Raw genomic sequence first — 25,812 nt, forward strand, 5'->3', positions numbered from 1 at the left:
GTCAGGCGGATGCCGGCCCGGCCGCAGTTTCTTGGCCTGCTGGAGGCTGTTCCGGCGTGTTCAGGGCACGCCACGCATCCGCGGCGGCCTCCTGCTCGGCTTCCTTCTTGGAGTGGCCGGACCCGCGGCCATAGGGGGTACCGCCGATGATCAGGACGGCTTCGAAGGTGCGGGCGTGGTCCGGTCCGGAACCTTCCACAGCGTAGTGGATGGCGCCGAGCTGCCTGCTGGCCGTCAGTTCCTGGATGCTGGTCTTCCAGTCGGTACCGGCACCGAGGGCACCGGCGTCCTGGAGCAGCGGACCCACCAGGCGCATGACCAGCTGGCGGGCGGTCTCCATGTCATTGGAAAGATAGGTGGCGCCGATCAGGGCTTCCATGGTGTCGGCGAGGATGGACGCCTTGTTCTTGCCGTCGGTCAGCTTTTCGCCTTGGCCGAGGTAGATGAACTCGCCAACGCCAAGTGTCCGGCCAATGCCGGCCAGGGCGCGCGTACTGACGACGGCGGAACGCCTCTTGGCGAGTTCGCCTTCGGGGAGTTCGGGGTGCTCGCGGTACAAGGAATCGGTAACGGAGAATCCCAGGATGGAGTCGCCGAGGAACTCAAGGCGCTCATTGGTGGGGATACCCCCATTCTCGTACGCGTAGGAGCGGTGTGTCAGAGCAAGACGAAGCGTCTCGGTGTCAATGAAGACACCGAGACGCTTCAGAAGCTCTTCAGTTGAAGACATCCTTTGTCAGCCTGTGCGGCAGATCAGGCGTCTGCGACCTTGCGGCCCTTGTATTCAAGGAACAGCGCGGTGCCGGCGGAGTCGGTGACGACCTTTGCCTGGTGCGGCAGGCTGTAAACGACCTGACCGTTTTCGATGGTCTTGACCAGGGCGGGGGCAGTTGCCTTCCACTGGGCACGACGTGCGCGTGTGTTTGCGCGAGACATTTTCCGCTTGGGAACAGCCACGGCTATCTCATTTCTCTCTTAGTCCAACAGTTACTAATCAGTTTGCCGGTCAGTCTTAGCCAGATCAGCTAGGGCAGCCCAGCGAGGGTCCAGGACCTCGTGGTGGTGCCCCGGCTCGTCTTCCAGGCGCACTCCGCATTCGGAGCAAAGGCCCTGGCAGTCTTCCCGGCACACCGGCTGGAACGGCAGCATGGTGACTACTGCGTCCCGCAACACCGGCTCAAGATCGATCAGATCGTGCTCGACTCGACGTTGCTCTTCATCGTCTTCTTCGGCAGAAAGCTCTTCGCCTTCGTAGAAGAAAAGTTCTTGCACATTGACCTCAAGGTCATACGCAAGGGGATCCAGGCATCGACCGCATTCACCGGTTACGCCGACGATTGCGGTTCCAGATACCAAGATTCCTTCGTGCACGGCCTCAAGCCTGAGATCCAGCTCGACATCCGAGCCTTCCTCCACGCCAATGAGTGCCACACCAAGATCACTCGGTGCAGGTACATGTTCCGTGAGCGTCCGCATGGTCCCGGGACTGCGTCCCAGGTCCTTGACCAACAATGCCAAGGGCGAACTTGCATCTCGCTTAATGAGAACTCCTGTAGAACATATGACCGACGTACCATCTTAGCCTGATCACGCTTGAGGACTCAAACCGGCGCCGCGCACGCCAAGGGCTCGCGGCTACGGTGGGGAATCCTCCAGCATGGCGCTGTGAAGGCACGGGTTACAGACTACCCGTTGCGGGGCACTTCTGCCGGAGGCTCGCCCGCAAGGAGCCGCCTCAGGACGGATTTGGGAACGAAATCGGAAATATCGCCACCCAGGGCGTTGATTTCCTTGATCAGGGTGGAAGACAGGTGCACGTAATGTGCTTCAGCCGGAAGGAACACGGTTTCGACGCCGGAAAGTTGGCGGTTCATGGTGGCCATGGGCAATTCATAGTCGAAGTCCGAGGACGACCGGAGGCCCTTGACGATGGCCGAGACGCCACGGCGGCGGCAATACTCCGCCAGGAGCCCTTCGCCCATGGGCTCCACGATGATTCCACGCAACGACGCAAGGGTTTCGCGGGCCATCTCCATCCGGTCCTCAAGACTGAACCGGTATTTCTTGGCGTAGTTGGTGGACACGGCCACGATGACTTCATCGAACAACCCGGCGGCGCGGGCGATCACTTCGAGATGGCCGTTGTGAATCGGGTCAAAGGATCCTGGGCATACCGCGCGTCTCATGAGTCGAACCTACCCCAAAGCTTCACCGGGATACCATGGCTGACATGTCACCGGCAGGAAGCAGCGCACCAGTCCATACAAGTACTCCATGGCAGCGGGCGGCGACGGGCGCCAACCTGCTGGCGCCGGATGGGAAGCTCGGTGTAACGATCTTCGAGGAGATGACCACCTTGGCCATGTCCACGGGCGCCATCAACCTGGGCCAAGGCTTCCCCGACGAAGACGGACCCGCCGAAATGAAGGCCGCCGCGCAGGCCGCGATCACCGCAGGCGCCAACCAATATGCACCAGGGAAGGGCATCCCGCAATTGCGCGAATCCGTTGCCCAACACCAGGAGCGCTTCTACGGGCTGGCCCCCGACCCGCTCACCGAGGTGGTCATTACCACCGGAGCCACCGAGGCCATCGCCGCCTCGCTCCTGGCGTTCGTCCAGCCCGGCGATGAAGTCCTGACTTTCGAACCGTTCTACGACTCGTACGGCGCGATCATCGGCCTGACAGGGGCCAAGCACGTCACCGCTCCCCTGCTGGCCCCGGACTTCCAACCGGACCTTGACGCCCTGGAGCGCGCCTTCAGCCACCGCACCAAGGTGGTGCTCCTGAACAACCCCCACAATCCCATGGGTTCGGTGTTGACCCGCGAGGCACTGGCCAAGGTGGTGGAACTCGCCACGAAGTACGACGCCATCATTGTCAGCGACGAAGTCTACGAGCACTTGACCTTCGGGGTGGCCCATCTTCCGGTTGCCTCGCTGCCCGGCGCCGCCATGCGGACCATCACCATCTCCTCCGCCGGAAAGACCTTTTCTTTCACGGGATGGAAAATTGGCTGGCTGAGTGGTCCCGCGGAGCTGGTGGCGGCTGCCCGCACGGTCAAGCAGTTCCTCAGTTACAGCTCCGGCACACCCTTCCAAAGCGCAGTGGCGGTGGGGCTTGCGCTGCCGGACAGCTTCTACGCGGAGATCGCGGACACGTTGCAGCACAAACGCGACATCCTTGCCGACGGCCTCCGGGCCGCAGGTTTTGGGGTCTACATCCCCAGCGGAACCTATTTCATCAACGTGGACACGGCCCCCTTGGGAATCGGCGATTCAGTAGACCTGGCGCGACGACTCCCGGACCTGGTGGGCGTCGCTGCCATTCCGGTTCCGGTTTTCTGCCACGAGGAAGGAGCAGAACGTACCCGGAGCCTCCTGCGTTTCGCCTTCTGCAAGAAAACCGAAGTTCTGCAGGAAGCCGCGTCACGGCTCGCAACGTTGAAGGACCGGCTCTGAACCGCCCCGGCGGCAGCCACGGGGCGTCCCGCTTCCTCCGTGCAAGTGGCGTCCACGCCAGCATCGAGGCCGACACGCTGGTACCCGGCAGCTACATCCTCAGCATGGGCGGCGCCGAACAGTCCCACGTCAACCTCGCGAACCCTGCGGAGATCTTCTACGAGTACCTGCGGAGGATCGGCCATGTGGTGGATCTTGCAGCGGCCCCTGGAACGCCCATTTCCGCCCTCCATCTCGGCGCGGGGGCTTTGACGCTGGCCCGCTACATCCAGGCAACGCGTCCGGGCTCCGGACAGCACGCCGTGGAACTTGAACGGGAACTGCTGGACTTTGTCCTCCACCGGTTGCCCATGCCTGACGGGACACGGCTCACGACGCATATCGCGGATGCCCGTGCCGCCCTGGCGGAGCTGCCTGCCGAACTGCGTTTCGACGTCGTCATCCTTGACATCTTCTCCGGCCCGGACGCTCCGGCCCACATTGCGTGCACCGGCTTCTATGAAGAGGCGGCCCGACGGCTCAATCCGAACGGAGTGCTGATAGTGAATGTGGGCGACGAACCGGCGCTCACCCTGGTGCGCAGCCAGGTGAAAGCCATGCGGGAAGCGATGGCTGACGTTGCGGCCTTCGCCGAAACCGGGATGTTCGAGGGCCGGTATCCGGGAAACATCATCCTGGTGGGGACGCAAACAAGGTGGTCCCCGGCCTGGACGTCAGAGCTCCTGGCACGTGGCCCGCACCCTGCCACCGTGCTGACTGGCGTGGACCTGGACAAGATCTCCGGCTAGGCGGGTTCTTCCGGATGGGGCATTGCCGGATCCTCAGGCCGGTTCGGCAAACCAGAGCATGGTTTCGCCGTACTTCTTGTCGGCAAAACACTCCAGCGTTTCAGGCCACGTCGGTTCGGGACTCCTCGATGAGCGTTCCACCACCACCACGGCACCTTCGTCCAGGTGGGGCGCCAGCTTGGCCAGGACCGCACTGAGCGCCGGTTCCTCCAAGGGATAGGGCGGGTCGAGGAAGACCAAGTCCCACAAAGCAGCCTCGCCGGCGCGTTCCAGGAAGGACTCCACCTTGGAACGGTGGACGGACACCTTCTTGCCGCCCAGGACCTGGTTGACCATATCCGCATTGCGCTGGCAGATGTCGCTGGCACGGCCATCGAATTCAACCAGTTCAACGCTCCGCGCTCCGCGGCTGGCACTTTCGATGCCCAAGGAGCCCGAGCCTGCGTAGAGGTCCAGCACCCGGGCGTCGTCAATCACGGCCAGCGACTCCAGCCGCGAAAAGAGCGCTTCCTTGACCCGGTCCGTCGTGGGCCTGGTTGCGGTACCGGGCACGCTGGTGAGCGGGTTCCCTCCGGCGACGCCGGCGATGACCCGGCTCATGCCAGGCCTCCGGGCACCGGCCGGGTTCCGCTGTTGCTAACCGCGCTCAAGGAACGCCTCCTTTTCGGGATTCAAGTACTCGTCAATGGCTGCAGCCAGTGCCGGCTGGCGATCCAGGGACGGATCCCCGGAAACCACAGCCTGTGCATCCGCACGGGCGCGGGCAATCAGGTCCTCGTGTTCCAGGACGCGCAGTAGTTTCAGGGTGGAACGGCCGCCCGACTGCGAAGCCCCGAGGATGTCCCCCTCGCGCCGCAGCTTCAGGTCCTCCTGGGACAACTCGAAGCCATCGGTGGTGGACGCTACGGCATCCAGCCGGCGACGGCTGGGGTGCCCGGGTTCCAAGGTGGTGACCAGGAGGCACGTCCCGGGCAGCCCGCCACGGCCAACCCGGCCACGCAACTGGTGCAGCTGCGAGATGCCGAAGCGGTCGGCGTCGAGGATCACCATGAGGGTGGCATTGTGGACATCGACGCCCACCTCGATCACGGTGGTGGAAACCAGCACTTTGGTTTCATTGGCCGCGAAGGAAGCCATGGTCTCCGACTTCAGCTGCGGATCCTGCCGCCCATGCAGTGGCGCCAGGGGCACACCTGCCAACGACGGCTCATCCAGGAGGCTTTCGACGACGGCTGTCACCGAGGCGAGTTCGCGCCCCGGCCCTTCCTCCGACAGTTCGGCGTCGGTAGGTTCCTTTTCTCCGGGGCTGAAGTCACCGTCGTCGTCCGAACCGATTTTGGGGCAGACCACGTAGACCTGGTGGCCGGCTTCCACTTCTTCCCGGGACCGCTTCCAAATCCGGTCCACCCATCCGGGGTTTTCCGCCAAGCCCACCACATGGGTGGAAATGGGAGCGCGGCCCGCGGGCAATTCATCAAGGATGGATGTCTCAAGATCGCCAAAGACCGTCATGGCGACCGTCCGGGGAATGGGCGTGGCAGTCATGACCAACAAATGGGGTGGCCTCAGCGCCTTGGCCCGCAGCGCATCGCGCTGTTCCACGCCAAAACGGTGCTGTTCGTCCACCACGATCAGGCCGAGGTCCTGGAAGCTCGTCTTGTCGCTCAAGAGGGCGTGCGTACCGATGACGATCCCGGCGTTGCCGGAGGCGGCGTCGAGCATGGCCTGTTTCCGTGCCGCGGTGGACATGGAGCCCGTCAGGAGTGTGACTTGGACTCCCTGCTGTCCGGAGTCCCCTCCGAGCATTCCGGCACCGCCGAACAATTGATCGCGTGCCAGCCCTCCCAGGGTCCTTCGAATGGAATCGAAGTGCTGGGCAGCCAGCACTTCCGTGGGAGCAAGCAGCGCCGCCTGGCCTCCGGCATCCACCACCTGGAGCATCGCCCGGAGGGCAACGATCGTCTTTCCGGAACCCACCTCTCCTTGCAGGAGGCGGTTCATGGGTGTGTCCCGCGCGAGCTCCTCCGACAGCGTCTTGCCCACCGCGGACTGGCCGGCAGTCAGGGTGAAGGGCAGGTTCCGGTCAAACTCCGCCAGCAGTCCCCCGGCAGCCGGACGACGGGCTGTCGCTTCTTCGGCAGCCAACTGTGCCCGCCGCCGGGCCAGGGCCGTTTGCAGGACCAGCGCTTCCTGGTACCGGAAGCGGCCCTGGGCCCGCTGCCAGTCCTTTGCAGTCTCCGGTGAGTGGATCAAGCGGTAGGCATCGGCCACGCTCAGCAGGCCATCCCTCGCCACGACGGATCCGGGGAGCGGATCGGCCAAAGCATCGAGGTCCAGGGTTTCCAGCAGCGCAGTGATGACCTTATGGATGGACCAGCTGGTGAGCTTGGCAGTGGCCGGGTAGACCGGGATGGGCATGGCTGCAAGCTTCCCGGGATCGATGGAGCCCTCGGCATCCGGATCTTCATCCAGCAGGAGGAAGTCCGGGTTGGTCAGGCCCAAGGCGCCGGCGTACCGTGTGACCTTTCCGGAGAACATGGCACGGCGGCCCTGCAACAGCTCGGCCTTGGCGCGGAACCCGTTGAAGAAACTGACCTTCAAGGTGCCGGGGACATGGCTTCCGCCGGCCTCGTCAGTCACCACGATGTCAGTGATGGAACCACGGCGGGCACGCATCTGCCGGGTGCTGTTGGAGAGTACCCGGGCAATCAGGGTCACTTCCTCATCGAGGGGAAGGTTGCTGATGGGCGTCAGTTCCCCACGGTTGAGGTACCTCCGCGGAAAATAGTTGAGCAGGGCGCCGGTGGTCCGCAGTCCAAGGTGCTTTTCAATGACAGCCGCGGAGCGCTTTCCGATCCTGCGTTCAAGCGGCAATTCCACTTCAGTCGTCATGCCCGCCCATTGCGTCACGCGGCAGGGCCAACTGGCTGACCGCGATGTCTGTGGGCTCCCCCAACGAACGGATGAGGGCCACGGCGGGTTCAGGATCGGGTACGTGGACATGGACCCGCCACCGGTAACTGGCATCCACCGGGGAATCGTCGTCGTCATCATCGCTCCGTGAGGCGCCGCCCACCTGGCTCATGATGACGGAGTCGCCCATTTCGTCCAGGCGCTGGCGCAGGATGGCAGCGTTCAAAGGCGAAAGCTCAATGGTGCACATGACCTCCACGCCGTCGTCGGCAGGCATGTGCTCGTGGATATGTGGATCCTGGAGTTTGTAGCCGTGCAAGCCGTCCAGGAGTTCGTCCTGCAACTCTTCACCGAGCACGGCCGAACGCAGGCAGTCCAGCACCAGGAGCATACCTACGCCCCCGGCATCCACCACCCGCGCTTCATGGAGCGGAGCGAGCTCGTCCTCGGTACGCACCACAGCCTGGTAGGCGGCCTCAACGGTGGCATCCAGTGCCAGGCCGAGGGCGTGGTTGCTGTCGTCGCCGTTCTGGGTGGCGTCCACGGCCTGTGCCGCATGCGCGGCCGCTTCCAGGACGGACAGCATGGTGCCGGATACCGGTTCGCTCAACGCGGACCAGGCCCGGATCTGCGCCCGGTTCAGGGCCGTGGCAAGCAACGGGGCGCTCAGCCTGGACTTGCCCGCCAGTGGCTCGGCCGCCGCGCAGAGGAAGACGGCGAAGAGTGTCCCCGAATTGCCCCTTGCCTGTTCCATGGCAGCCTGCCCGGCCCGGGCCAGTACGGCGCCAACGTCGTTTCCGGTGTCAGGGGACTCCGGGCCGTTACCCAGCGCGCCAGCCGCGGCGCGGACCGTGAGATACAAGTTGGTTCCCGTATCGCCGTCCGCAACAGGGAAGATGTTGATCGCATTGAGGCGGTCGCTGTGGTTGCCGAGGACCACCTCAGCCTTGCCGAGCCAACGCTTCATGGCGTGCGCATTCGCTGCGATCTTAGTCTGCAAAGTGATCCCATCCCACGGTGTCAGCAGCCTGCCCGGCAATCCGGACGCCGTCGCCTTGTGACCCGGCAACCGCCTGAACTGAGCCTATCGCAGTGAAGCCGTCAGGTAACTGGATATCTGCTGGGAAGGTGGCCAGCAAACCATGGTCTTCTCCTCCACCCACCACCCACGGCATGGGATCCTGGTCAAGCAACGCAGCGACGGGTTCCAAGGCAGCGGCATAGCCCTTCAACGCCACGGGATCAAAGTCGAAGACGGCGTTACTCGCAGCGGCGAGCCGGCCGGCGTCGCGCATTAACCCATCCGAAATGTCCATCATGGCCGAGGCACCGGCACGGGCAGCCAGCGGTCCGGCAGCCAGGGGCGGGGTCGGCCTGCACTGGCTGTCCGCCAGGGACCGCTGCTCCGCGGTCCACTCGGTGACGGGAACGTGGCTCTCCAGCAGTGCCAGACCGGCAGCCGCGCGCCCCAGCGTCCCGGCCACCGCCACGACATCCCCGGCGCGGGCGCCCGAACGCAGCACGGGCTCCAGGCCACCCAGTGAACCCACGACGGCGACTGTCACCGCGATCTCCCGGCCACGGCCGAGGTCGCCACCGGATACCGAACAATCCGGTGCTCCGAGGGCAACGATGGCGGCGGTGAGACCGTCGGCGAAATCCTCCACCCAGGTCACCGGCGTGGCTGGTGGCATGGTGAGGCTGACCACCAAGGACGTCGCTTGGCCGCCCATCGCGTTGATGTCGCTCAAGTTCTGCGCGGCGGCCTTCCAGCCGACGTCGAAACCTGTTGTCCGGTAACCGCTGTTCCAGGCAAGGCGGAAATCCTGGTCCTGGGTCTGAGTATCGATGGAGATGAGGGTGCGGCCATCCGGAGCCGCCACCATGGCGGCGTCGTCCCCCGGCCCCAGGAGGATGCTGGCGCTGGTGTTCAAGCGCGGAAAAATCCGGGAAAGGAGCTGGGACTCGCTCACGTGGGCGACTGTCAATGGTTCAGCTGGCAACTGTTCTGCGGGCACGCTCCTACGCTATCGCGGGCAACCGACAGAATAATGCGGGATAGGCTGGACTGATGCACCGAAAGACCCTTCGCCGGACATCGGCGGCACTTGCCGTGTCCGGAATCGCCGCTCTTGCCTTGTCTGCCTGTTCCCCCGCCGTGGATGTCTCGCCGGCCGCCGACGCCGCCAATCCCGCGTGCGCGCCCCTGATGGTGGCCCTTCCGGACAAGATCGGCGACGCGGCGTTGCGCAAGACCAACAGCCAGGCAACGGCGGCGTGGGGGGATCCTTCGCAGGTCATCCTGAGGTGCGGGGTGAACGTCCCGGGCCCCACTACCGACCGTTGCGTCAGTGTCAACGACATTGATTGGGTCATCAAGGAAGGCGATCCGTACTACACCCTGACCACGTACGGCCGGGAGCCAGCCACCGAAATCCTCATGGATCCGGACAAGATCAGTTCGGCCACGGTCCTGGCAGACCTTGCGAACGCAGCAGGCAAAATCAAGGCCACCCGACAGTGCGTGGGCCAGGAAGACCTGCAGGACCTGCCGTCCACCAAGTAGGGCGGCCGGCAGGTTCCCTTGTATCAGCAGAGCTTGGTGTGGATCAGCGGAGTCCGGTCTTGCGGGTCAGCGCCAACTGGATCAGTTCGTCGATCAGGTCACCGTAGGCGAGGCCTGAGGCGGCCCACATCTGCGGGTACATGCTCTTGGGCGTAAACCCGGGCATGGTGTTGATTTCGTTGATGATCAACCCGCCCGAAGGCGTGTAGAAGAAGTCCACCCGGCTGAGTCCTTCGGCTCCTACGGCTTCGAAGGCGACGGCGGCCAGCTCCCGGACCCGTGCAATGGCTTCCTCAGGCATGTCGGCCGGGCAGCTCAGGGCTGCTGCGCCATCATCGACGTACTTCGCGGCGAAGTCATAGAACTGGTGTTCTCCCGCGGCCACGGCGATCTCGCCGGGCATGGAGGTCCTGGGAGCATCCGTGCCGCGGCCCTGCAGCACGGCACATTCGATTTCGCGGCCCACAATGCCCGCTTCGATGACCAGCTTCAGGTCATGGCGGCGGGCCTCTTCGATGGCTGCGTCCAGCCCTTCCAGGGAATCGACCTTGGAAATGCCCATGGACGATCCCGCGCGGGCGGGCTTGACGAAGACCGGATAGCCTAGTTTGTCCACGCGCTTGCGTACGGCCTCGGCATCGGTGAGCCATTCACGGTCCGTCACGGCGACGTAGGGGCCAACCGTCAGGCCGGCGGCCTCGAAGACCACCTTCATGAAATGCTTGTCCATGCCCACGGCCGATGCCAGGACTCCGGCGCCGACGTAACGAGTGTCCGAAAGTTCCAGGAGCCCCTGGACGGTCCCGTCTTCGCCCCACGGTCCATGGAGCAGGGGAAAGACAACGTCCACGGAACCAAGCTCCTGGGGGACCGCGTTGGGCTCGGTCACCACAAGCTGGTGCGCTCCGCCGATCTCGGCCAAGGTGACGGTCTTGTCCGAGGCTGCCACCTCCGGCAGTGCTGCCGAGCTCAGGGACCACTGGCTGGTGTCCCCGGAAGCGAGGACCCATTGCCCGGACTTGGCGATGCCGATCGGCACAACCTCGTACTTGGTGGTGTCGATGGCCCCCATGACGCCGGCAGCCGTGACGCAGCTGACCGCGTGCTCGCTGGACCGTCCGCCAAAAAGGATGGCAACGCGGGGTCGCCGGCCTGCTGCGGGAGTGGTTACTTCAGTGGCCATCAGTAGTCGCCTTCGGACTTCAGTGCCCGGGCCAGCAGTCGCGGGCCCAGGTCATCAACGGACATCTTGCCTTCAAGGACCGCAACAACGGCTGCGGTGATGGGCATCTCAACATTCAATTTGCCGGCCAGTTCGTGCACGGCGGGGCCCGACTTGATGCCCTCGGCTGTTTGGGTCATGCGCTCCGAAACCTGCTCGAGGCTCAATCCTTCGCCCAGGAGCCGCCCTGCGGTGTGGTTCCTGGACAAGGCTGACGAGCAGGTGGCCACGAGGTCGCCGAGCCCGGCAAGGCCGGCCATGGTATGTGCCTCGCCGCCGAGCGCCAGGGCCAGCCGGGAGGTCTCCGCCAGGCCACGCGTGATAACGGAGGCCTTGGTGTTGTCCCCCATCTGCTTGCCCTCGCAAATGCCCACCGCCAAGGCGATCACGTTCTTGACGATGCCGCCGATCTCCACACCAACAACATCGGTGCTGGTGTACGGGCGGAAGTAGGGAGCAGTGCAGCACAGCGCGATGGCTGCGGCCGTTTCGGCGTCGCTGCAGGCAACCACGGAAGCCGTCGGCTGTTCCCTGGCGATTTCCATGGCCAGGTTGGGTCCGGACACGACGGCCACGCGGGAAGCGGGGATCCCCAGCTCCTGGGCGATTACCTCGCTCATGCGGGCATCGCTGCCAAGCTCCAGTCCCTTCATGAGGGACACCACAACGGCGTTGGGTTCCAGCAGCTTCTTCCACTCCCCCAACTGGGGCCGGAGCGACTGCGCCGGGACTGCCAGGACCACCAGGCCCGCGCCCTGCAGGACTTCTGCCACGTCGGTGGACGCCGTAACGCTGTGCGGTAGCCCGATGTCCTTCAGGTACTGTCCGTTGCGGTGCGATGCATTGATGTCCGCGACGACTTCCGCGCGGCGGCCCCACACCTGGACGGTGCGGGTGGCGCCTGCGGCGGCCGCCGCGTCCGCGAGGACCTTGGCAAACGTGGTGCCCCATGAGCCTGCGCCCAGGACAGCTACCTTGTCCGGAGCGGGGATGGCAGGTTCAGGAAGGGTCATTTGCCGCCCTCGGATTCAGCGGGCCTGTCCTTGCCGGACTCGGTTCCGCGTTCAACAAACCGTCCGTGCTTGCTCTGTTGGTGGACAGCCGGATCCCAGCGCTGGGCCGGCGGCTCTTCACCGCGCAGCGTCGCCAGGAGTTCCGTCACCGCATCCATGATGACGTCGGTTGCCTCGGTCAGGGTGGTCCGGTCCATGGGCCGGTCCGCGAACGCACTCAAGTCAACGGGTTCCCCGATCAGGACCCGTACCGTTTTTCGAGGGAAGATGTGGAAGCGCTTGGCGTACCGGGGAAAGACTTCATGGGCACCCCAGTGGGCCATGGGTACCACCGGAGCGCCTGTTTGCAGGGCCAGGCGGGCCGCCCCGGTGTGGCCCTTCATGGGCCACAGATCCGGATCCCTGGTCAGCGTGCCCTCCGGATAAATGATGATGGCGCCACCGGCGTCCACCACCTCTTTGGCCACCTGCAGCGAGCGGTTGGCACCCGCCGTCGAGCGCTCCACGGGGATCTGCCGGGTGGCCTTCAAGAGGGCACCCACCACGGGCGCCTTGAACAGCCCCGACTTCGCCAGGAAGTGCGGAGGACGTTTCTGGTTGTAGAGCATGTGGCCGATCACGATGGGGTCGATCTCGGTGCAGTGGTTCGGGGCTGCGATGAAGCCACCCGCGGGAAGTTTTTCCGTGCCCTCCCACTTCTTGGCCATCAGGATATTCATCAATGGACGCGCGATGCTTGCCAGCAACACGAACGTGGCACGGCTCTTGGCCGATTCCTTCAAAGGGGTCCCCTGCTACTTGGTGGTGGTGATATCGAAATCGGCGCCCAGGCCGGCGAGCTTTTCGGTGAAGCGCTCGTAGCCGCGGTTGATGATGTCAATGCCCGTGACCCGGGAAGTTCCCGTGGCTGCCAACGCAGCAATGAGGTGGCTGAAGCCGCCGCGGAGGTCAGGGATGTCGATCTCGGTTCCTCGCAGCGGCGTGGGACCGGAAATGACGGCCGAATGGAGGAAGTTGCGCTGGCCGAAACGGCACGGAACGCTGCCCAAGCACTCGCGGTGCACCTGGATGTTGGCACCCATGCGCGCCAGGGCGTCGGTGAAGCCAAAGCGGTTCTCGTAGACGGTCTCATGCACGATGGACACGCCTTCGGCCTGCGTCAGCGCCACCACGAGCGGCTGCTGCCAGTCGGTCATGAAGCCGGGGTGGACGTCCGTTTCCAGCACCAAGGGCGTGAGCTTTCCGCCGGGGTGGTAGAAGCGGATGCCGTCGTCGCCGATGTCCATTCCGCCGCCCACCTTGCGGTAGGTGTTCAGGAACGTCATCATGTCCCGCTGCGAGGCGCCTTCGACGAAGATGTCGCCACGGGTGACCAGCGCGGCTGAAGCCCACGACGCCGATTCGTTGCGGTCCGCGAGGGCGCGGTGGTTGTAGCCGCGAAGGTCCTTGACGCCCTCAATGCGGATGGTGCGGTCCGTCTGGACGCTGATGATGGCGCCCATCTTCTGCAGCACGGCAATGAGGTCGATGACCTCCGGTTCGGTAGCCGCACCGGAGAGTTCGGTGATGCCCTCCGCGCGGGTGGCGCTGAGGAGCACCTGTTCCGTGGCACCAACCGAAGGATACGGCAGCGAGATCTTGGCGCCATGGAGGCCATGCGGGGCGGAGATGTGGATGCCACCAGGGCGCTTTTCCACGACTGCGCCGAACTGGCGCAACACGTTCAGGTGGTAATCGATGGGGCGGTCGCCGATCTTGCAGCCGCCAAGGTCCGGAATGAACGCCTCACCGATCGCGTGGATCAGCGGCCCGCACAGCAGGATCGGGATCCGGGAATCCCCGGCGTGCGCATCGATGGCCGTGCTGGATGCCGTCTTGGCGTCCTTGGGGTCCAGCGTCAGGTCGCCCGTCGCGGCGTCCTTGGCCACGGTAACGCCGTGGAGCTGCAGGAGGCTGGTGACAACCTCCACGTCCTTGATCTCCGGCACGTTCCGCAGCACGGACGGCTCGCTGCCCAGCAGCGCCGCAACCATGGCCTTGGGTACAAGGTTCTTGGCCCCGCGCACGGTCACTCGTCCAGTCAAAGGGACCCCACCGCGGATTGTCAGAACACTACTCATCTATACCGGTTTCCTCACGACTACTCGCCCCCCATACTTTCAAAGGCTCCAGCTAAGCATAGAAGCTCGCGTTACCGAACCGAAATGCAACGGCTGCGCGGCGGGGATATCCCCGGCCTTGCGTGGACCCATGAAAAAAGACCGGCAAGCCCTTCGGAAAGGGCTGTCCGGTCTTCTTTCGGGGTGTAAACCCACCCCTGGCGCTAGCCGCGCAGGCTCTAGCTTTTCGAGGGAAGCGTCGTCGGCTTGAAGGATGGCCGGGTGGCCTCGTACGCCGTGATGTCTTCTTCGTGCTGCAGGGTCAGGCCGATGTCGTCGAGGCCTTCCAGGAGGCGCCAGCGGGTGTAGTCGTCAATCTCGAACGGTGCCACGACATTGCCGCATTCCACCGTCTTGGATACCAGGTCCACCTTCACTTCGGCGCCCGGGCTGTTCTCCAGGACCTTCCAGATGAGTTCGATGTCATCCTGGGCCACCTGGGCGGCCAGGAGGCCCTGCTTCCCGGAGTTGCCGCGGAAGATATCGGCGAAGCGGGAGGACAGGACGGCCTTGAAACCGTAATCCTTGAGCGCCCACACAGCGTGTTCGCGAGAGGATCCCGTACCGAAGTCCGGCCCGGCCACCAACACGGAGCCGGACGCGAAGGGCTCCTGGTTCAGGATGAAGGACTCATCCTTGCGCCATGCCGCAAACAGGGCGTCCTCAAACCCGGTACGGGTGATGCGCTTGAGGTACACAGCAGGGATGATCTGGTCCGTGTCCACGTTGCTCTGGCGCAGCGGGACGCCGATGCCGGCGTGGGTAGTGAATGCTTCCATGGGAATCCTCCTAGACTGCGGTTCCGGTCAATGTGCCTGCAGAGGCCGGTTCAAGGTCCGACGGCGAGCTCAAGGTGCCGCGGACAGCTGTGGCTGCAGCCACTACGGGAGAGACCAAGTGGGTTCGGCCGCCCTTGCCCTGCCGGCCTTCGAAGTTGCGGTTGGACGTTGATGCGCACCGCTCCCCCGGCTCCAGCTGGTCCGGGTTCATGCCCAAGCACATGGAGCAACCGGCGAAGCGCCACTCGGCACCGAAGTCCTTGAACACTTTATCCAGGCCCATGGCTTCGGCTTCCAGGCGGACACGGGCGGAACCGGGAACCACCAGCATGCGCACGTTCGGGTCCTTCTCACGACCGCGGATGATGTCCGCAGCCGCGCTCAGGTCCTCGATGCGCGAATTGGTGCAGGAGCCCAGGAATACCGTGTCCACGCGGATGTCCTTCATGGGAGTTCCCGCTTCGAGCCCCATGTACGTCAGCGCGCGCTCTGCGGCGAGTTTGGCGTTCTCGTCGCCGAAGTCCTCGGGAGAGGGAACCTTGGCGGAGAGGGACACGCCCTGGCCCGGGTTGGTTCCCCAGGTCACGAACGGTTCCAGCGTGTTGGCGTCCAGGTCCACCTCGACGTCGAACGTGGCGTCCTCATCGGTGTGGAGCGTGTTCCAGTATTCGACGGCGGCATCCCAGTCGGCGCCTTCCGGCGCGTGGGGACGGCCCTGCATGTAGTCGTAGGTGGTCTGGTCCGGAGCCACCATGCCGGCGCGTGCACCGGCCTCGATGGACATGTTGCAGATGGTCATGCGGGCATCCATGGACAGTGCGCGGATGGCGGAACCACGGTATTCCAGGACGTAGCCCTGGCCACCGCCGGTACCGATCTTGGCAATGACGGCGAGGATGATGTCCTTGGCCGTGACACCGGGGCGCAGGGTGCCCTCGACGTTGATGGCCATGGTCTTGAACGGCTTCAGGGACAGCGTCTGGGTGGCCATGACGTGCTCCACCTCGGAGGTGCCGATACCCATGGCCAACGCACCGAAAGCGCCGTGCGTGGAGGTGTGCGAGTCGCCGCAGACCACTGTCATGCCGGGCTGCGTCAGGCCGAGCTGTGGGCCGACGACGTGCACGATGCCCTGTTCCTTGTCGCCCAGGGAGTGCAGGCGGACACCGAACTCCTTGCAGTTGGCGCGCAGCGTCTCGATCTGCGTCCGGCTGGTGAGGTCCGCGATCGGCTTGTCGATATCCAGCGTGGGGGTGTTGTGGTCCTCGGTGGCGATGGTGAGGTCCACGCGGCGCAGCTTGCGGCCGGCCAGGCGCAGGCCCTCGAAGGCCTGCGGGGACGTCACCTCGTGGACCAGGTGCAGGTCGATGAAAAGAAGATCGGGCTGGGCATTGGCTCCTTCGCCTTCACCCTTGCGCACAACGTGCGCGTCCCAGACTTTCTCGGCCAGTGTCTTTCCCACGGCCTGCTCCCTTCACTGTTGGTTGTTCTGCATCCACTGAATCAGCACGGCTGCCAAATAGACCAGTGAAACAACTTGCATCTCAGATATTGAGACGGCAATATCATTACATGGACAATTCTAGTGGAGTCGGTGTCATTGATAAAGCGGCCCAGGTACTGGACGCGCTCGAGGCAGGGCCCACCACGCTTGCACAACTCGTGGCCGCCACGGGCCTGGCCAGGCCCACGGTCCATCGGCTCGCGCTGGCCCTGGTCCACCACCGTTTGGTGAGCCGCGATATTCAAGGACGGTTCGTCCTCGGCAGCCGCCTTGTGGAACTCGCCTCGGCCGCGGGCGAAGACCGGCTCATCGCCTCCGCCGGTCCCGTGCTGATCCAACTGCGCGATGCCACCGGCGAAAGCGCCCAGATCTTCCGCAGGCAAGGCGATTGGCGCGTGTGCGTCGCCTCGGCCGAACGCCCCATCGGTCTTCGGGACACCATCCCGGTGGGAACGCAATTGTCCATGAAGGCCGGCTCCGCCGCCCAAGTGCTGCTGGCGTGGGAAGACCACGACCGTCTCCTTGAAGGACTGCAGAACGCGCGGTTTACGCCCACCGTCCTTGCTGGAGTACGACGCCGGGGCTGGGGTCAGAGCCTCGGCGAACGCGAGCCCGGGGTCGCCTCGGTTTCGGCTCCGGTCCGCGGGCCGTCCGGCCGCGTCATTGCCGCCGTGTCCATCTCGGGACCTATCGAGCGCCTCACCCGACAGCCGGGCCGGCTTCACGCCGAAGTGGTGTGCAATGCGGCCCGGGTCCTCACCGAAGCCCTGCGCAAAAGCAACGACTGACCGACGGAAGGGTGGTCCCATGGAGAATTACGCTGTGTTCCTGCGCGGCATCAACGTGGGTGGCATCAACATCAAGATGGCGGACCTCAAGTCAGCCCTGAAGGACCAACCCTTTTCCCAGGTGAAGACACTGCTGGCCAGCGGCAACGTTGTACTGCAGAGCGGACTGACGCCGGCGAAAGTGAAGTCCGGCTTCGAAAAGTGCCTGCGGGACTCGTTCGGCTATGACGCTTGGGTGGTGGTGCTCACGGCAGGCCGCGTGGGCGAACTGGTAGCCGCCTGCCCGTATCCCGCTGACGACAAATCCACCCATAGCTATGTCACTCTGGCTTCCGACGCGGCAATGCTGGATGAACTCGTGGAGGCGGGCCACGCCTTGGACAGTGTGGAGCTGACCAGGCTGGGCCCTGAAGCCTTGGCTTGGCTGGCACCTGCCGGTGGAACGCTGGACAGTCCGTTCAGCAAACTCACGGCCAAGGCCCGCTACAAGGCAGGAACCACCACCCGCAACCTTCGCACGTTGATCAAAGTCAAGGACGCCGCAACGTCACTCTGACGCCCCGGAACGGATCCTCGGCGTCAACCGCCCCGCGCTGCCTTCAGTGCAGCATTGAAGGCTTTCAGGCGGGTAATCTCCACCTCCACAGGGTCAACGATGTGCTCTTCTGCCACGAGCCCCACCGCGGCCCGCAGCCGCCGGGAAGCTCCCTTGGCGCGGACCCGGGCAGCTCCGGCGCCCACCATCCGCCCGCCAAGGGCCAGCACCACTCCGAACAACACTCCTCCAGCGACCATGAGCGTGGGCCAGGGCCAGCCTTCCGTCCTGGGGACCTCGGGGATGGGCAACTGGAAATAGCCCAGGGCCGCCACGACGCCCAGCCAGGCAAGGCCACCGACGGCCAACAGCAGGGCAAGCCACTGGAAAGCGTTGAAGAGTGCCCACCAAAGGGGGCGCCTGGACGCCTTGAGGTCCGTACCCGCAATGGCCTGGTCCAAGGCATCCGGCAGCTGCTCCCGCCCGTCCCGGGCGACGCCACGAATGGCCGCCCGCCACGGTCCGGAAGCGCCCGCCGAAGCGTCATCCACGAACGCCCTGACGGCCGCGTCCGTTCGGGCCCGCCCCGGCGCCCCGGCGGGTGGAAGCGAGGTCCTGTTGAGTTCGGGTTTGGCGTCGTCCCTGCCCAGGTTCAGCCGTCGCAGTGGATCGGGACGGAACCGGAGAAGCCACCGCGTCACGGGCCAGCCGGTCCTGCGTGCCGATTGCCGCTTGAAGGACCGCTCGACGGCGTCCACCACCAGGGGAACATTCGCCGCTGTGGCCAGCTCTGCAAGCAAGTGCGCTTTCGCTTGTGATGAGACACCGTGGGCTTCCCCGTCGCCGGAAGCCTCCGCGAGGCCGGAGGCCGCCTTGGCCACGTCAGCCGAGAGCCGCTGGGTGGCAGCCTCCCGCTGGACCACGACGTTCCTGATGGCTCCGCGGACGGCCGCTACGCCGTCGCCCGTCACAGCAGAGGTGCCGAACACCGGTACGCCGCCCAGGCCATCCTGATCCAGGATTCCCCGCAGGGACGCCACCACGGCGTTCCCATCCGCAGCGTTGAGTTTGTCCATCTGGTTAAGGACAACCAGGGTCACGGCACCGTGGGTGGCCATGGGACGCAGGAAGCCGTGGTGAACGGCGGCATCGGCATACTTCTGGGGATCCAGTACCCACACCAGGACGTCCACCATGCCCGCGAGGCGCTCGACCAGCTGGCGGTTCTCCACGGTGGTGGAGTCGATGTCCGGCAAGTCGAGCAGTATCAGGCCGGCCTCCCCTCCGGCGACGTCCGCGACCTCCGGCAGCGCATGCCGGTCACGCACGTCCAGCCAGTCCAGGAGCGGCCCGCTGCCTTCTTCACCCCACACCGCGGCCAGCGGCGCTGAGGTAGTGGGCCTGCGTGCCGCCGCCGTGGCGAGGTTGCTGCCCGAGACAGCGTTGAAGAGTGAGGACTTCCCGCTGCCGGTCGCACCGAAGAACCCAACCACGGTATGCCCGGCCGACAGGGAGCGCCGCGAGGCAGCACGGTCCAGGACGTCGTAAACCGCCTCCAGCCGGGCATCGGCCAGGACTCCAGCCGCTAATTCCCGGGCAGTATTGAGGGAATCCAACCGCTCCTGGAGCCTGGATGCCGAGCGGACCTGGGAGTGACGGCTCATGCCACGCCCGCCAGCCGGCGCAACTCCCCGGCATGGCCGAGGAGCTTGCTGCCATCCCCCTGGCCTTCCGACGGCAGCCGGTCCAGGAACCGCTTCTCTTCGCCATCGAGCAACCGTCGGCAGTGCGCTTGCAGGTCCTCGCGGGCTTGCCGGGCCAAGCGGCGCACGGCATCTTCGCCGAAGACAGCCTCGAGCACGCGTTGGCCCACCACCGCCGTGCCGCCCGCTATGCCGATCTCAAGGCCACTCAACCCCGCCGTCATGGAAAAGACCACCACCATGAGCGCTGCCCCCAGTCCATTCACGCCAAACGACAACCACCGCGCCTGCGTGCGTTTGCCCTGGCCCTGGGTGCGGATCAGCTCCATGAGGCCTTCCTGCCATTGGCGTATTGCCGCGGCGGCCACGGCATCAAACCCGGGCGACGTGCCGGAAAGATCGTCCCCGCCCAGCAGCTGCCGCCCGGCCGGCTCGGAACGCCACCTTCTGTCCACGTTCTCCGCGGCATTGGCTGCCTCGTCCAGGATCACCGCCTGCAGTCCTGACTCGATCGCAGTCTCCACCTTGACGGCCGGGGCAGGTTCGCCGCGGAAATAGGCGCCCACACGGTCCCGCAGCCGGCCGATATTCTGCTCCAGCGTCCTGAAGAATTCGCCCGTTCCCACAAAATCCTGCCAGCGTGCCAACACCTCGCCCCGCAGCAACGCCCCGTCCTTGGTGGCATCCAGGATCCTCCTGAGCGCCGCGGCATACTCATCGTTGGCCGCGGTGCGGAGGTCTTGCGCAGCGGCCCCCTGGGCGGTCGCCGCGGCGGCAATCCCCTCCAGCCGGGCGCTCACCGCTTTGACGGCCCCGTTGAGTGTCCGGCGGGCGACGTCGGCACGGCCTGCCGCGTCGGCAGCCAGGGCCCCCAGCCACCGCAACAAGGGTTCCACCGATTCGCCGGGCAGCATGCCCAAGCCGTCCAGGGTACTCTCCGGCACAACAAACAGCTGTGCTTCGCCGAGTCCTTGTCGGTCCAGCATTGCCTGCAGATCGGTCCTGACTTCTTCCTCCGCCGCTGGCGGCACGCGGTCCAGAACCACAGCCACGGTGATGTCCCGCGAAGCTGCATTCAGAAGCAGCCGCCAGGGAACGGCGTCGGCATAGCGGTTGGCAGTGGTGACAAAAATCCAAAGGTCTGCTGCGGCCAGCAATTGGCCGGCCAGCCGGCGGTTGTCATCAGAAACCGAATCGACGTCCGGGGCGTCCAGGATGGCTATCCCCTGCGGAACATCCTGGTGTGCCACGAGGACCAGCGAGGTCAGGGCGCCGGCGTCCGGTGTGGGCCCGGCCTGGTTGGCGGGGAGCGGAACCACGGCAACGCTCCCGCGGATCCGGGCCAGCGTGGGCAGAATGCGGGTGCCTTCGAACCACTCAGCGTCCCGGGGGTTGTGCAGGAGGATCGGCTGACGCGTGGTGGGCCTGATCGCCCCCGCGCGCGTCACTGGATAACCAACCAAGGCGTTCACAAGGGTCGACTTGCCGGCACCGGTCGACCCGCCAACCACTGCCAGCAGTGGAGCGTCCAGGCTGCGGTAACGGGGAATGATGTAGTCATCCAATTGGGCCAGGACCTCGGCCATCCATCTGCGCCCCTCCTCGGCCTCGGGAAGCGCCAAGGGCAGGGCGGTACCGGAAAGATCGGCCCGTGCGGTTTCGAGGGCATGCACCGCACCGTCAAACGAATTTCCGGAATGAGGGCCGGTCCGCGGCTGTGGGGAATCCTGGTCTGCGGTCACTGCTTCATCATGCCAGCCCTGTGCCGGGGATACGTTGGAAGCACGGGCCCATTGTGGAAAAAAGAAATCCCCCGGAGCGCTGCTCCGGGGGATTCATGTGTGACCCCAGCGGGATTCGAACCCGCGTTACCGCCGTGAGAGGGCGGCGTACTAGGCCGCTATACGATGGGGCCTTGCACTTTTTTATCACCGTTTCCGGCGATCAAGCTGAATGAGTATTTCATACTTTCAGCTTGTTTCCAAATCGACGAATCAATTCGGATTCTCCATGAATTCCAGTAAATTTTTACTGCAATTCCAGAGCTGGGATACCAGGACTCGAACCTAGAATGACGGTACCAGAAACCGTAGTGTTGCCAATTACACCATATCCCAAAGTGACTTTCGGACCGGAGATGATCACCGCGGTTTTCCCTTGGTTTTTCCCTCCGTGCCCCTCAGCACGAGTAATTACTCTACCCGAGACTTTTGACCTGCACAAATCGGAAGAGCGTTACCTGCGTCACAGGGTCTTACGTCCGTGCAGACGCCTCGAGCAGCAGACCGGACAGGGAATCAACCTGGCGTCCGGCAAAGTCCTCCACGACTTCCCCGGTGCGGTTCAGCCATACTCCCACCAGGCCCGCATCGCATGCTCCGTCAGCGTCCAGCAAGCGGTTATCGCCGACGTACAAGGTCTCCCCTGGCGGTGTCCCCAGCAGGCGAACCCCTTCGAGGTAAATGGCGGGATCGGGTTTTGCGGCGCCAACGGTGTCCGTCCCCACGAGGACCTTGATCCTCTCCAGGCCGGCACCGTTCAGCTTGGCTCGCTGGTAGTCGTGCACGTTGTTGCTTACGGCACCGTAGGGAACGCCGGCGGCATCCAGGGCATCCAGTACGCCGGAAACATCGTCGAATGCCCGCACGTAGGCCGTCTGCCGCTGGTGGTATTCGGCAACCCACGCCTGGGATTCCTCGCCTTCGGCAAGCTCCACCCCGAAGTGGCCCAAAGCAGCGCGTCCCCGGAGCAGCCTCTGCTCGTTGAAGGTCAGCTCCCCCGCCAGGTAGCGGTCGTAGAAGTGCGTTGTTTCATGGGTGAAAATGCGCCCGAACTTCACCCACCCGGCCTGGTCCAGGCCGGGCAGGAGATGTTCGCTGACGTCACGCAACGCCGTGGTCATGGCGTATTCAAGGTCGACCAGGGTGTCGTCGATATCGAACAGCACCCCGCGAATGGTGCCGAAGGAGCTTGCAATCGCCATGCCGGATCCGTCCCTAGCCGCGGAAAGCGCGGACCCGGGCCAAGGAGGAGTCCTTGCCAAGGATGACCATGGATTCGAAGAGCGGAGGCGAAATGCGGCGACCGGATATCGCGGTACGGACAGGGCCGAAGGCCGCACGGGGCTTGATGCCAAGATCTTCAACCAGTGCCTGCTTGAGCGCGGCCTGGATGTTCTCGGCGGTCCACTCCCCGATCGGCTCCAAGGCGGCGAGGGCAGCGTCCAGGACTTCCTCAAGGTTTGCCGGCAATCCCTTGCGCGCGTCATCGGCGACGTCGATCGCGTCATCGGCCTTGAACAGGAAGGCCAGCATTTCAGGTGCTTCGCCGAGCAAGGCGATCCGTTCCTGGACCAGCGGAGCAGCTTCCCGGAGGATCTCTTCCTGGCGCGGTGTCAGGATCTCACCCACGAAACCGGCTGCACGAAGGTAGGGAACCAGGCGCTCTTCGAACACCCCGGGCGCAAGCATGCGGACGTGGGTGCCGTTGATGGCTTCTGCCTTCTTGAGGTCGAAGCGCGCCGGGTTGCCCAGGACATCATGGATGTCGAAGTTGGCCACAAGCTGCTCAACCGTGAAGATGTCCTCGTCCGCACTGAGCGACCAGCCCAGCAGCGACAGGTAGTTCAGGAGCCCCTCGGGGATGAAGCCCCGCTCGCGGTGCAGGAACAGGCTGGACTCGGGGTCACGCTTGGACAGCTTCTTGTTCCCCTGGCCCATGACGTACGGCAGGTGCCCGAACTGTGGCATGTACTCGGCCACGCCGATGGCGTACAGGGCCCGGTACAGGGCGATCTGGCGGGGCGTCGAGCTCAGCAGGTCCTCGCCGCGGAGCACGTGCGTGATGCCCATGAGGGCGTCATCCACGGGGTTCACCAGGGTGTAGAGCGGAGCACCGTTGGCGCGCACCACGGCGAAGTCGGGAACCGAGCCTGCCTTGAACGTGATGTCCCCGCGGACCAGGTCCGTGAAGGTGATGTCCTCATCCGGCATGCGCAGGCGCAGGACTGCCTCACGGCCCTCCGCCTTGAACTGGGCGAGCTGCTCCTCGGTCAGGTGGCGGTCGAAGCCGTCGTAGCCGAGCTTCGGGTCGCGGCCTGCAGCCTTGTGCCGGGCTTCGATTTCATCCGGCGTGGAGTACGACTCATAGACGTGTCCGCCCGCCTTCAGCTTGGCGATGACGTCCTGGTAGATATCACCGCGCTGTGACTGGCGGTAGGGCTCATGCGGTCCGCCTACCTCAACGCCTTCGTCCCAGTTGATGCCCAGCCACTTCAAGGCGTCCAGCAACTGGTGGTAGCTCTCCTCGCTGTCGCGGGCGGCGTCCGTGTCTTCGATGCGGAAGATCAGCTTGCCGCCGGTGTGGCGGGCATAGGCCCAGTTGAAAAGGGCGGTGCGGATCAGGCCGACGTGCGGCGTACCCGTGGGCGAAGGGCAGAAACGGACGCGGACCGGAGTCTCGGCGTTGACGGCAGGGATGGCGCTGGAGGCAGCGTTCGACGCAGAAGCAGTAGTCATAGTGCTTCCAACTTTACCGCTTGGCGTCCGCCTGTTTTTCCCTCCGGAAGCGCCGGACGGCGGCACTCAGGCGAGTGCCGCCGTCGTCGGGCCGTTCGGAAGACCGGCTTGGTCAGCGGCGGACAACGGGGTTGGAGAGGCGGCCCAACCCTTCGATCTCCACCTCGATGCGGTCCCCCTCGGAAACCAGGCCAACGCCCGCCGGCGTGCCGGTCATGATGACGTCGCCGGGAAGCAGCGTGAAGGCGTGGGAAACGATCGAGACGAGTTCGCGAACGCCCCGGATCATCTGCGTGGTGTTGCCATCCTGGCGCAGTTCGCCGTTGAGGCGTGCCTGAATGTCAACGTCGTCGGGATCGAGTTCGGTTTCGATCCAGGGGCCAAGCGGAGCCGACGTGTCGAAGCCCTTGGCGCGTGCCCACTGAAGGTCAGTCTTCTGGACGTCGCGGGCGGTGAGGTCGTTGCCGCAGGTGTAGCCAAAGATCACGTCGTCGGCCCGCTCTTCCGGGACGTCCTTGCAGATGCGGCCGATCACGACACACAGCTCGGCTTCGAAGGAAATCTCCTCGGAGAACTCCGGCAGGACGATCGGATCGTTGGGGCCGATCACCGCAGTGTTGGGCTTGAGGAACAGCAGCGGGTACTGCGGCACCTCGTTGCCCAGTTCCGCGGCGTGCTCGGCGAAGTTCCTGCCGACCCCGATGACCTTGCTGCGCGGGATGATCGGGGCCAGGAGCCTCACATCCTCAAGTTTGTGCTTGGTGTGGGTTGGCTCGACGCCATTGAAGAACGGGTCGCCGTTGATGACAGTGATTTCCTCACTGCCGGGCTCGCCGTCCACGACGCCGTAAAGGGGATCAGAATCAACTACAAACCGGGCGATACGCATGGGCTCAAGCCTACAGTCCGGCGAGGCGCTTTCAGCCGCGGAGGTAATCCAACTGCGCGGCCACCGACGTTTCAGCCGCCCAGCGGACAGAAGGATCGACGTCGGCGTAAACCACGTCGGTGACTTGGGCGATGGTCGCTTGTTGGCCAACGTGGGCCAGGGCGGCGCGGATCTGGTCAAGGCGCTGCTCGCGGTGGTCACGGTACTCGCGGCACTTTTCATCGAGCGCCGGCAACACCGGGCCATGCGCGGGAAGGAGCGTTGCCGGGCCGAGCGCTTCAAGCCGGTCCAGGCTTGCCAGGTAATCGCCCAGCCGCCCATCCGGATAGTCCAGGACGGTGGTTCCGCGGCCCAGGATGGTGTCGCCGGTGAGGACCGATCCGGTGGGGCCATCGGCAGGGAGATGGAAGCATACCGAATCGGAGGTGTGGCCGGGTGTGGCAAGGACGCGGATCTCCACCCCGCCGGCATGGATCACCTCGCCATCCGTGAGCGGCTCCCCTCCGTGGCAGTGCTCCACCATGGCTGCCCGCACGGGGGATCCCGTCAGCTCGTGGAAACGCGCCGACGCCTCGGTATGGTCTGCGTGGCGGTGCGTAATCAGGACCACGTCCACATGACCCGCCGAAGCCAGCGCGGCCAGGTGCGGCCCATCCTCCGGCCCCGGGTCGACGACAGCCACATGGCCGGATCCCGGGGCGCCGATGACGTAGGAGTTGGTGCCGTCGAGGCTCATCGGGCCGGGGTTCGGGGCCAGCCGGAACCGGGTCAGCTCGCTGCTTGGCTGGAAGTACGGTCGGGGTTGGGCAGAGGGCCCGGTGTGCAGTGCGTCTTCGGAAGTCACTGTCCTATCTTGGCACCCCTCCGACGCTCTCTCACCAAATACCCCCTTCCGCCCGACGCTCTCTCACCAAATACCCCCTTCCGCCCGACGCTCTCTCACCAAATACCCCCTTCCGCCCGACGCTCTCTCACA

The 25,812-nt window shown here is 64.9% G+C and carries 25 protein-coding genes and 2 tRNA genes; 5 read left to right on the forward strand and 22 right to left on the reverse strand.

Features of this window, described 5'->3' with window-relative positions; all coding sequences use genetic code 11:
• Nucleotide 1: 1 nt before the first annotated feature.
• The 4 genes from rnc to coaD form a co-directional block, all read right to left on the reverse strand.
• On the reverse strand, nt 2-730 hold the full coding sequence (gene rnc / locus ACIQT2_RS02285) for a ribonuclease III (protein WP_402943212.1): 729 nt from the start codon (nt 728-730) through the stop codon (nt 2-4).
• A gap of 23 nt (nt 731-753) precedes the next feature.
• Nucleotides 754-957, reverse strand: a complete 204-nt coding sequence (gene rpmF / locus ACIQT2_RS02290; RefSeq protein ID WP_207614841.1) for a 50S ribosomal protein L32 — start codon at nt 955-957, stop codon at nt 754-756.
• A gap of 33 nt (nt 958-990) precedes the next feature.
• Entirely contained in the window at nt 991-1,518 is a 528-nt protein-coding gene (locus ACIQT2_RS02295; protein WP_400269088.1) for a YceD family protein, read from the reverse strand.
• A gap of 167 nt (nt 1,519-1,685) precedes the next feature.
• Nucleotides 1,686-2,186 (reverse strand): pantetheine-phosphate adenylyltransferase, encoded by a 501-nt coding sequence (gene coaD, locus ACIQT2_RS02300; RefSeq protein WP_400269087.1) that lies wholly within the window; start codon nt 2,184-2,186, stop codon nt 1,686-1,688.
• A 35-nt stretch (nt 2,187-2,221) separates the two neighbouring features.
• Here coaD and ACIQT2_RS02305 point away from each other — a divergent pair, with 35 nt between their 5' ends.
• Entirely contained in the window at nt 2,222-3,460 is a 1,239-nt protein-coding gene (locus ACIQT2_RS02305) for an aminotransferase class I/II-fold pyridoxal phosphate-dependent enzyme (RefSeq protein WP_400330459.1), read from the forward strand.
• Between the two features lie 104 nt (nt 3,461-3,564).
• Nucleotides 3,565-4,248, forward strand: coding sequence for a spermidine synthase (locus tag ACIQT2_RS02310; protein ID WP_400330455.1), 684 nt, complete (start codon nt 3,565-3,567; stop codon nt 4,246-4,248).
• A 33-nt stretch (nt 4,249-4,281) separates the two neighbouring features.
• Here the strand turns inward: ACIQT2_RS02310 and rsmD are convergent, their stop codons facing one another.
• From rsmD to thiL, 4 genes are read right to left on the reverse strand one after another with little or no spacing between them, the layout of a single operon-like run.
• Entirely contained in the window at nt 4,282-4,848 is a 567-nt protein-coding gene (rsmD, locus tag ACIQT2_RS02315; RefSeq protein WP_400330452.1) for a 16S rRNA (guanine(966)-N(2))-methyltransferase RsmD, read from the reverse strand.
• A gap of 36 nt (nt 4,849-4,884) precedes the next feature.
• Entirely contained in the window at nt 4,885-7,140 is a 2,256-nt protein-coding gene (locus ACIQT2_RS02320) for an ATP-dependent DNA helicase RecG (RefSeq protein ID WP_402943217.1), read from the reverse strand.
• Complete coding sequence (locus tag ACIQT2_RS02325; protein WP_402943756.1) at nt 7,130-8,128, reverse strand: DAK2 domain-containing protein; 999 nt, start codon at nt 8,126-8,128, stop codon at nt 7,130-7,132. The genes ACIQT2_RS02320 and ACIQT2_RS02325 overlap by 11 nt, the downstream gene beginning before the upstream one ends.
• Nucleotides 8,129-8,150: 22 nt before the next feature.
• On the reverse strand, nt 8,151-9,164 hold the full coding sequence (gene thiL / locus ACIQT2_RS02330) for a thiamine-phosphate kinase (protein WP_402943758.1): 1,014 nt from the start codon (nt 9,162-9,164) through the stop codon (nt 8,151-8,153).
• Between the two features lie 68 nt (nt 9,165-9,232).
• Between thiL and ACIQT2_RS02335 the strand changes: the two genes are divergently transcribed.
• Nucleotides 9,233-9,727, forward strand: coding sequence for a DUF3515 family protein (locus ACIQT2_RS02335; RefSeq protein WP_400330447.1), 495 nt, complete (start codon nt 9,233-9,235; stop codon nt 9,725-9,727).
• A 43-nt stretch (nt 9,728-9,770) separates the two neighbouring features.
• Here the strand turns inward: ACIQT2_RS02335 and ACIQT2_RS02340 are convergent, their stop codons facing one another.
• From ACIQT2_RS02340 to leuC, 6 genes are all read right to left on the reverse strand, one after another.
• On the reverse strand, nt 9,771-10,910 hold the full coding sequence (locus tag ACIQT2_RS02340) for a D-alanine--D-alanine ligase family protein (protein ID WP_402943220.1): 1,140 nt from the start codon (nt 10,908-10,910) through the stop codon (nt 9,771-9,773).
• Complete coding sequence (locus tag ACIQT2_RS02345; RefSeq protein ID WP_402943223.1) at nt 10,910-11,962, reverse strand: NAD(P)H-dependent glycerol-3-phosphate dehydrogenase; 1,053 nt, start codon at nt 11,960-11,962, stop codon at nt 10,910-10,912. Before ACIQT2_RS02345 ends, ACIQT2_RS02340 begins: the two co-directional genes overlap by 1 nt.
• The gene (locus ACIQT2_RS02350; protein WP_402943226.1) at nt 11,959-12,744 is read right to left on the reverse strand and encodes a lysophospholipid acyltransferase family protein; all 786 of its coding nucleotides are present in this window, start codon (nt 12,742-12,744) and stop codon (nt 11,959-11,961) included. Before ACIQT2_RS02350 ends, ACIQT2_RS02345 begins: the two co-directional genes overlap by 4 nt.
• Nucleotides 12,745-12,756: 12 nt before the next feature.
• Nucleotides 12,757-14,082 carry a UDP-N-acetylglucosamine 1-carboxyvinyltransferase gene (gene murA, locus ACIQT2_RS02355; RefSeq protein WP_387436059.1) on the reverse strand — a complete coding sequence of 442 codons (1,326 nt, stop codon included), beginning with the start codon at nt 14,080-14,082 and terminating at the stop codon, nt 12,757-12,759.
• 218 nt (nt 14,083-14,300) lie between these two features.
• Nucleotides 14,301-14,900, reverse strand: coding sequence for a 3-isopropylmalate dehydratase small subunit (leuD, locus tag ACIQT2_RS02360; RefSeq protein WP_402943229.1), 600 nt, complete (start codon nt 14,898-14,900; stop codon nt 14,301-14,303).
• Nucleotides 14,901-14,910: 10 nt separating this feature from the next.
• A complete protein-coding gene (leuC, locus tag ACIQT2_RS02365; RefSeq protein WP_400330431.1) occupies nt 14,911-16,362 on the reverse strand; it encodes a 3-isopropylmalate dehydratase large subunit in 1,452 nt (483 codons plus the stop codon).
• Nucleotides 16,363-16,472: 110 nt separating this feature from the next.
• On the opposite strand from leuC, the gene ACIQT2_RS02370 reads away from it, so the two are divergent.
• Nucleotides 16,473-17,192, forward strand: a complete 720-nt coding sequence (locus ACIQT2_RS02370; protein WP_243541036.1) for an IclR family transcriptional regulator — start codon at nt 16,473-16,475, stop codon at nt 17,190-17,192.
• A 19-nt stretch (nt 17,193-17,211) separates the two neighbouring features.
• Nucleotides 17,212-17,748 (forward strand): DUF1697 domain-containing protein, encoded by a 537-nt coding sequence (locus tag ACIQT2_RS02375; RefSeq protein WP_402943232.1) that lies wholly within the window; start codon nt 17,212-17,214, stop codon nt 17,746-17,748.
• A gap of 23 nt (nt 17,749-17,771) precedes the next feature.
• On the opposite strand, the gene ACIQT2_RS02380 is transcribed toward ACIQT2_RS02375, so the two are convergent.
• The 8 genes from ACIQT2_RS02380 to ACIQT2_RS02415 all read right to left on the reverse strand — a co-directional run bounded on the left by ACIQT2_RS02380 (nt 17,772) and on the right by ACIQT2_RS02415 (nt 25,680).
• Nucleotides 17,772-19,391 carry a GTPase gene (locus ACIQT2_RS02380; RefSeq protein WP_402943235.1) on the reverse strand — a complete coding sequence of 540 codons (1,620 nt, stop codon included), beginning with the start codon at nt 19,389-19,391 and terminating at the stop codon, nt 17,772-17,774.
• Complete coding sequence (locus tag ACIQT2_RS02385; RefSeq protein ID WP_402943760.1) at nt 19,388-21,103, reverse strand: dynamin family protein; 1,716 nt, start codon at nt 21,101-21,103, stop codon at nt 19,388-19,390. The genes ACIQT2_RS02380 and ACIQT2_RS02385 overlap by 4 nt, the downstream gene beginning before the upstream one ends.
• 169 nt (nt 21,104-21,272) lie before the next feature.
• Nucleotides 21,273-21,345 (reverse strand) — tRNA-Glu (locus ACIQT2_RS02390).
• A gap of 130 nt (nt 21,346-21,475) precedes the next feature.
• Nucleotides 21,476-21,547, reverse strand: a tRNA-Gln gene (locus ACIQT2_RS02395).
• A gap of 137 nt (nt 21,548-21,684) precedes the next feature.
• On the reverse strand, nt 21,685-22,413 hold the full coding sequence (locus tag ACIQT2_RS02400; RefSeq protein ID WP_402943238.1) for an HAD family hydrolase: 729 nt from the start codon (nt 22,411-22,413) through the stop codon (nt 21,685-21,687).
• Nucleotides 22,414-22,426: 13 nt separating this feature from the next.
• Complete coding sequence (gene gltX, locus ACIQT2_RS02405) at nt 22,427-23,947, reverse strand: glutamate--tRNA ligase (protein ID WP_402943240.1); 1,521 nt, start codon at nt 23,945-23,947, stop codon at nt 22,427-22,429.
• 112 nt (nt 23,948-24,059) lie between these two features.
• Nucleotides 24,060-24,836, reverse strand: a complete 777-nt coding sequence (locus ACIQT2_RS02410; RefSeq protein ID WP_400330420.1) for a fumarylacetoacetate hydrolase family protein — start codon at nt 24,834-24,836, stop codon at nt 24,060-24,062.
• Nucleotides 24,837-24,867: 31 nt separating this feature from the next.
• A complete protein-coding gene (locus tag ACIQT2_RS02415) occupies nt 24,868-25,680 on the reverse strand; it encodes an MBL fold metallo-hydrolase (RefSeq protein WP_402943243.1) in 813 nt (270 codons plus the stop codon).
• Nucleotides 25,681-25,812 lie beyond the last annotated feature (132 nt).

This window comes from Paenarthrobacter sp. NPDC090522 (genome assembly GCF_044769225.1).
Classification (GTDB): domain Bacteria; phylum Actinomycetota; class Actinomycetes; order Actinomycetales; family Micrococcaceae; genus Arthrobacter.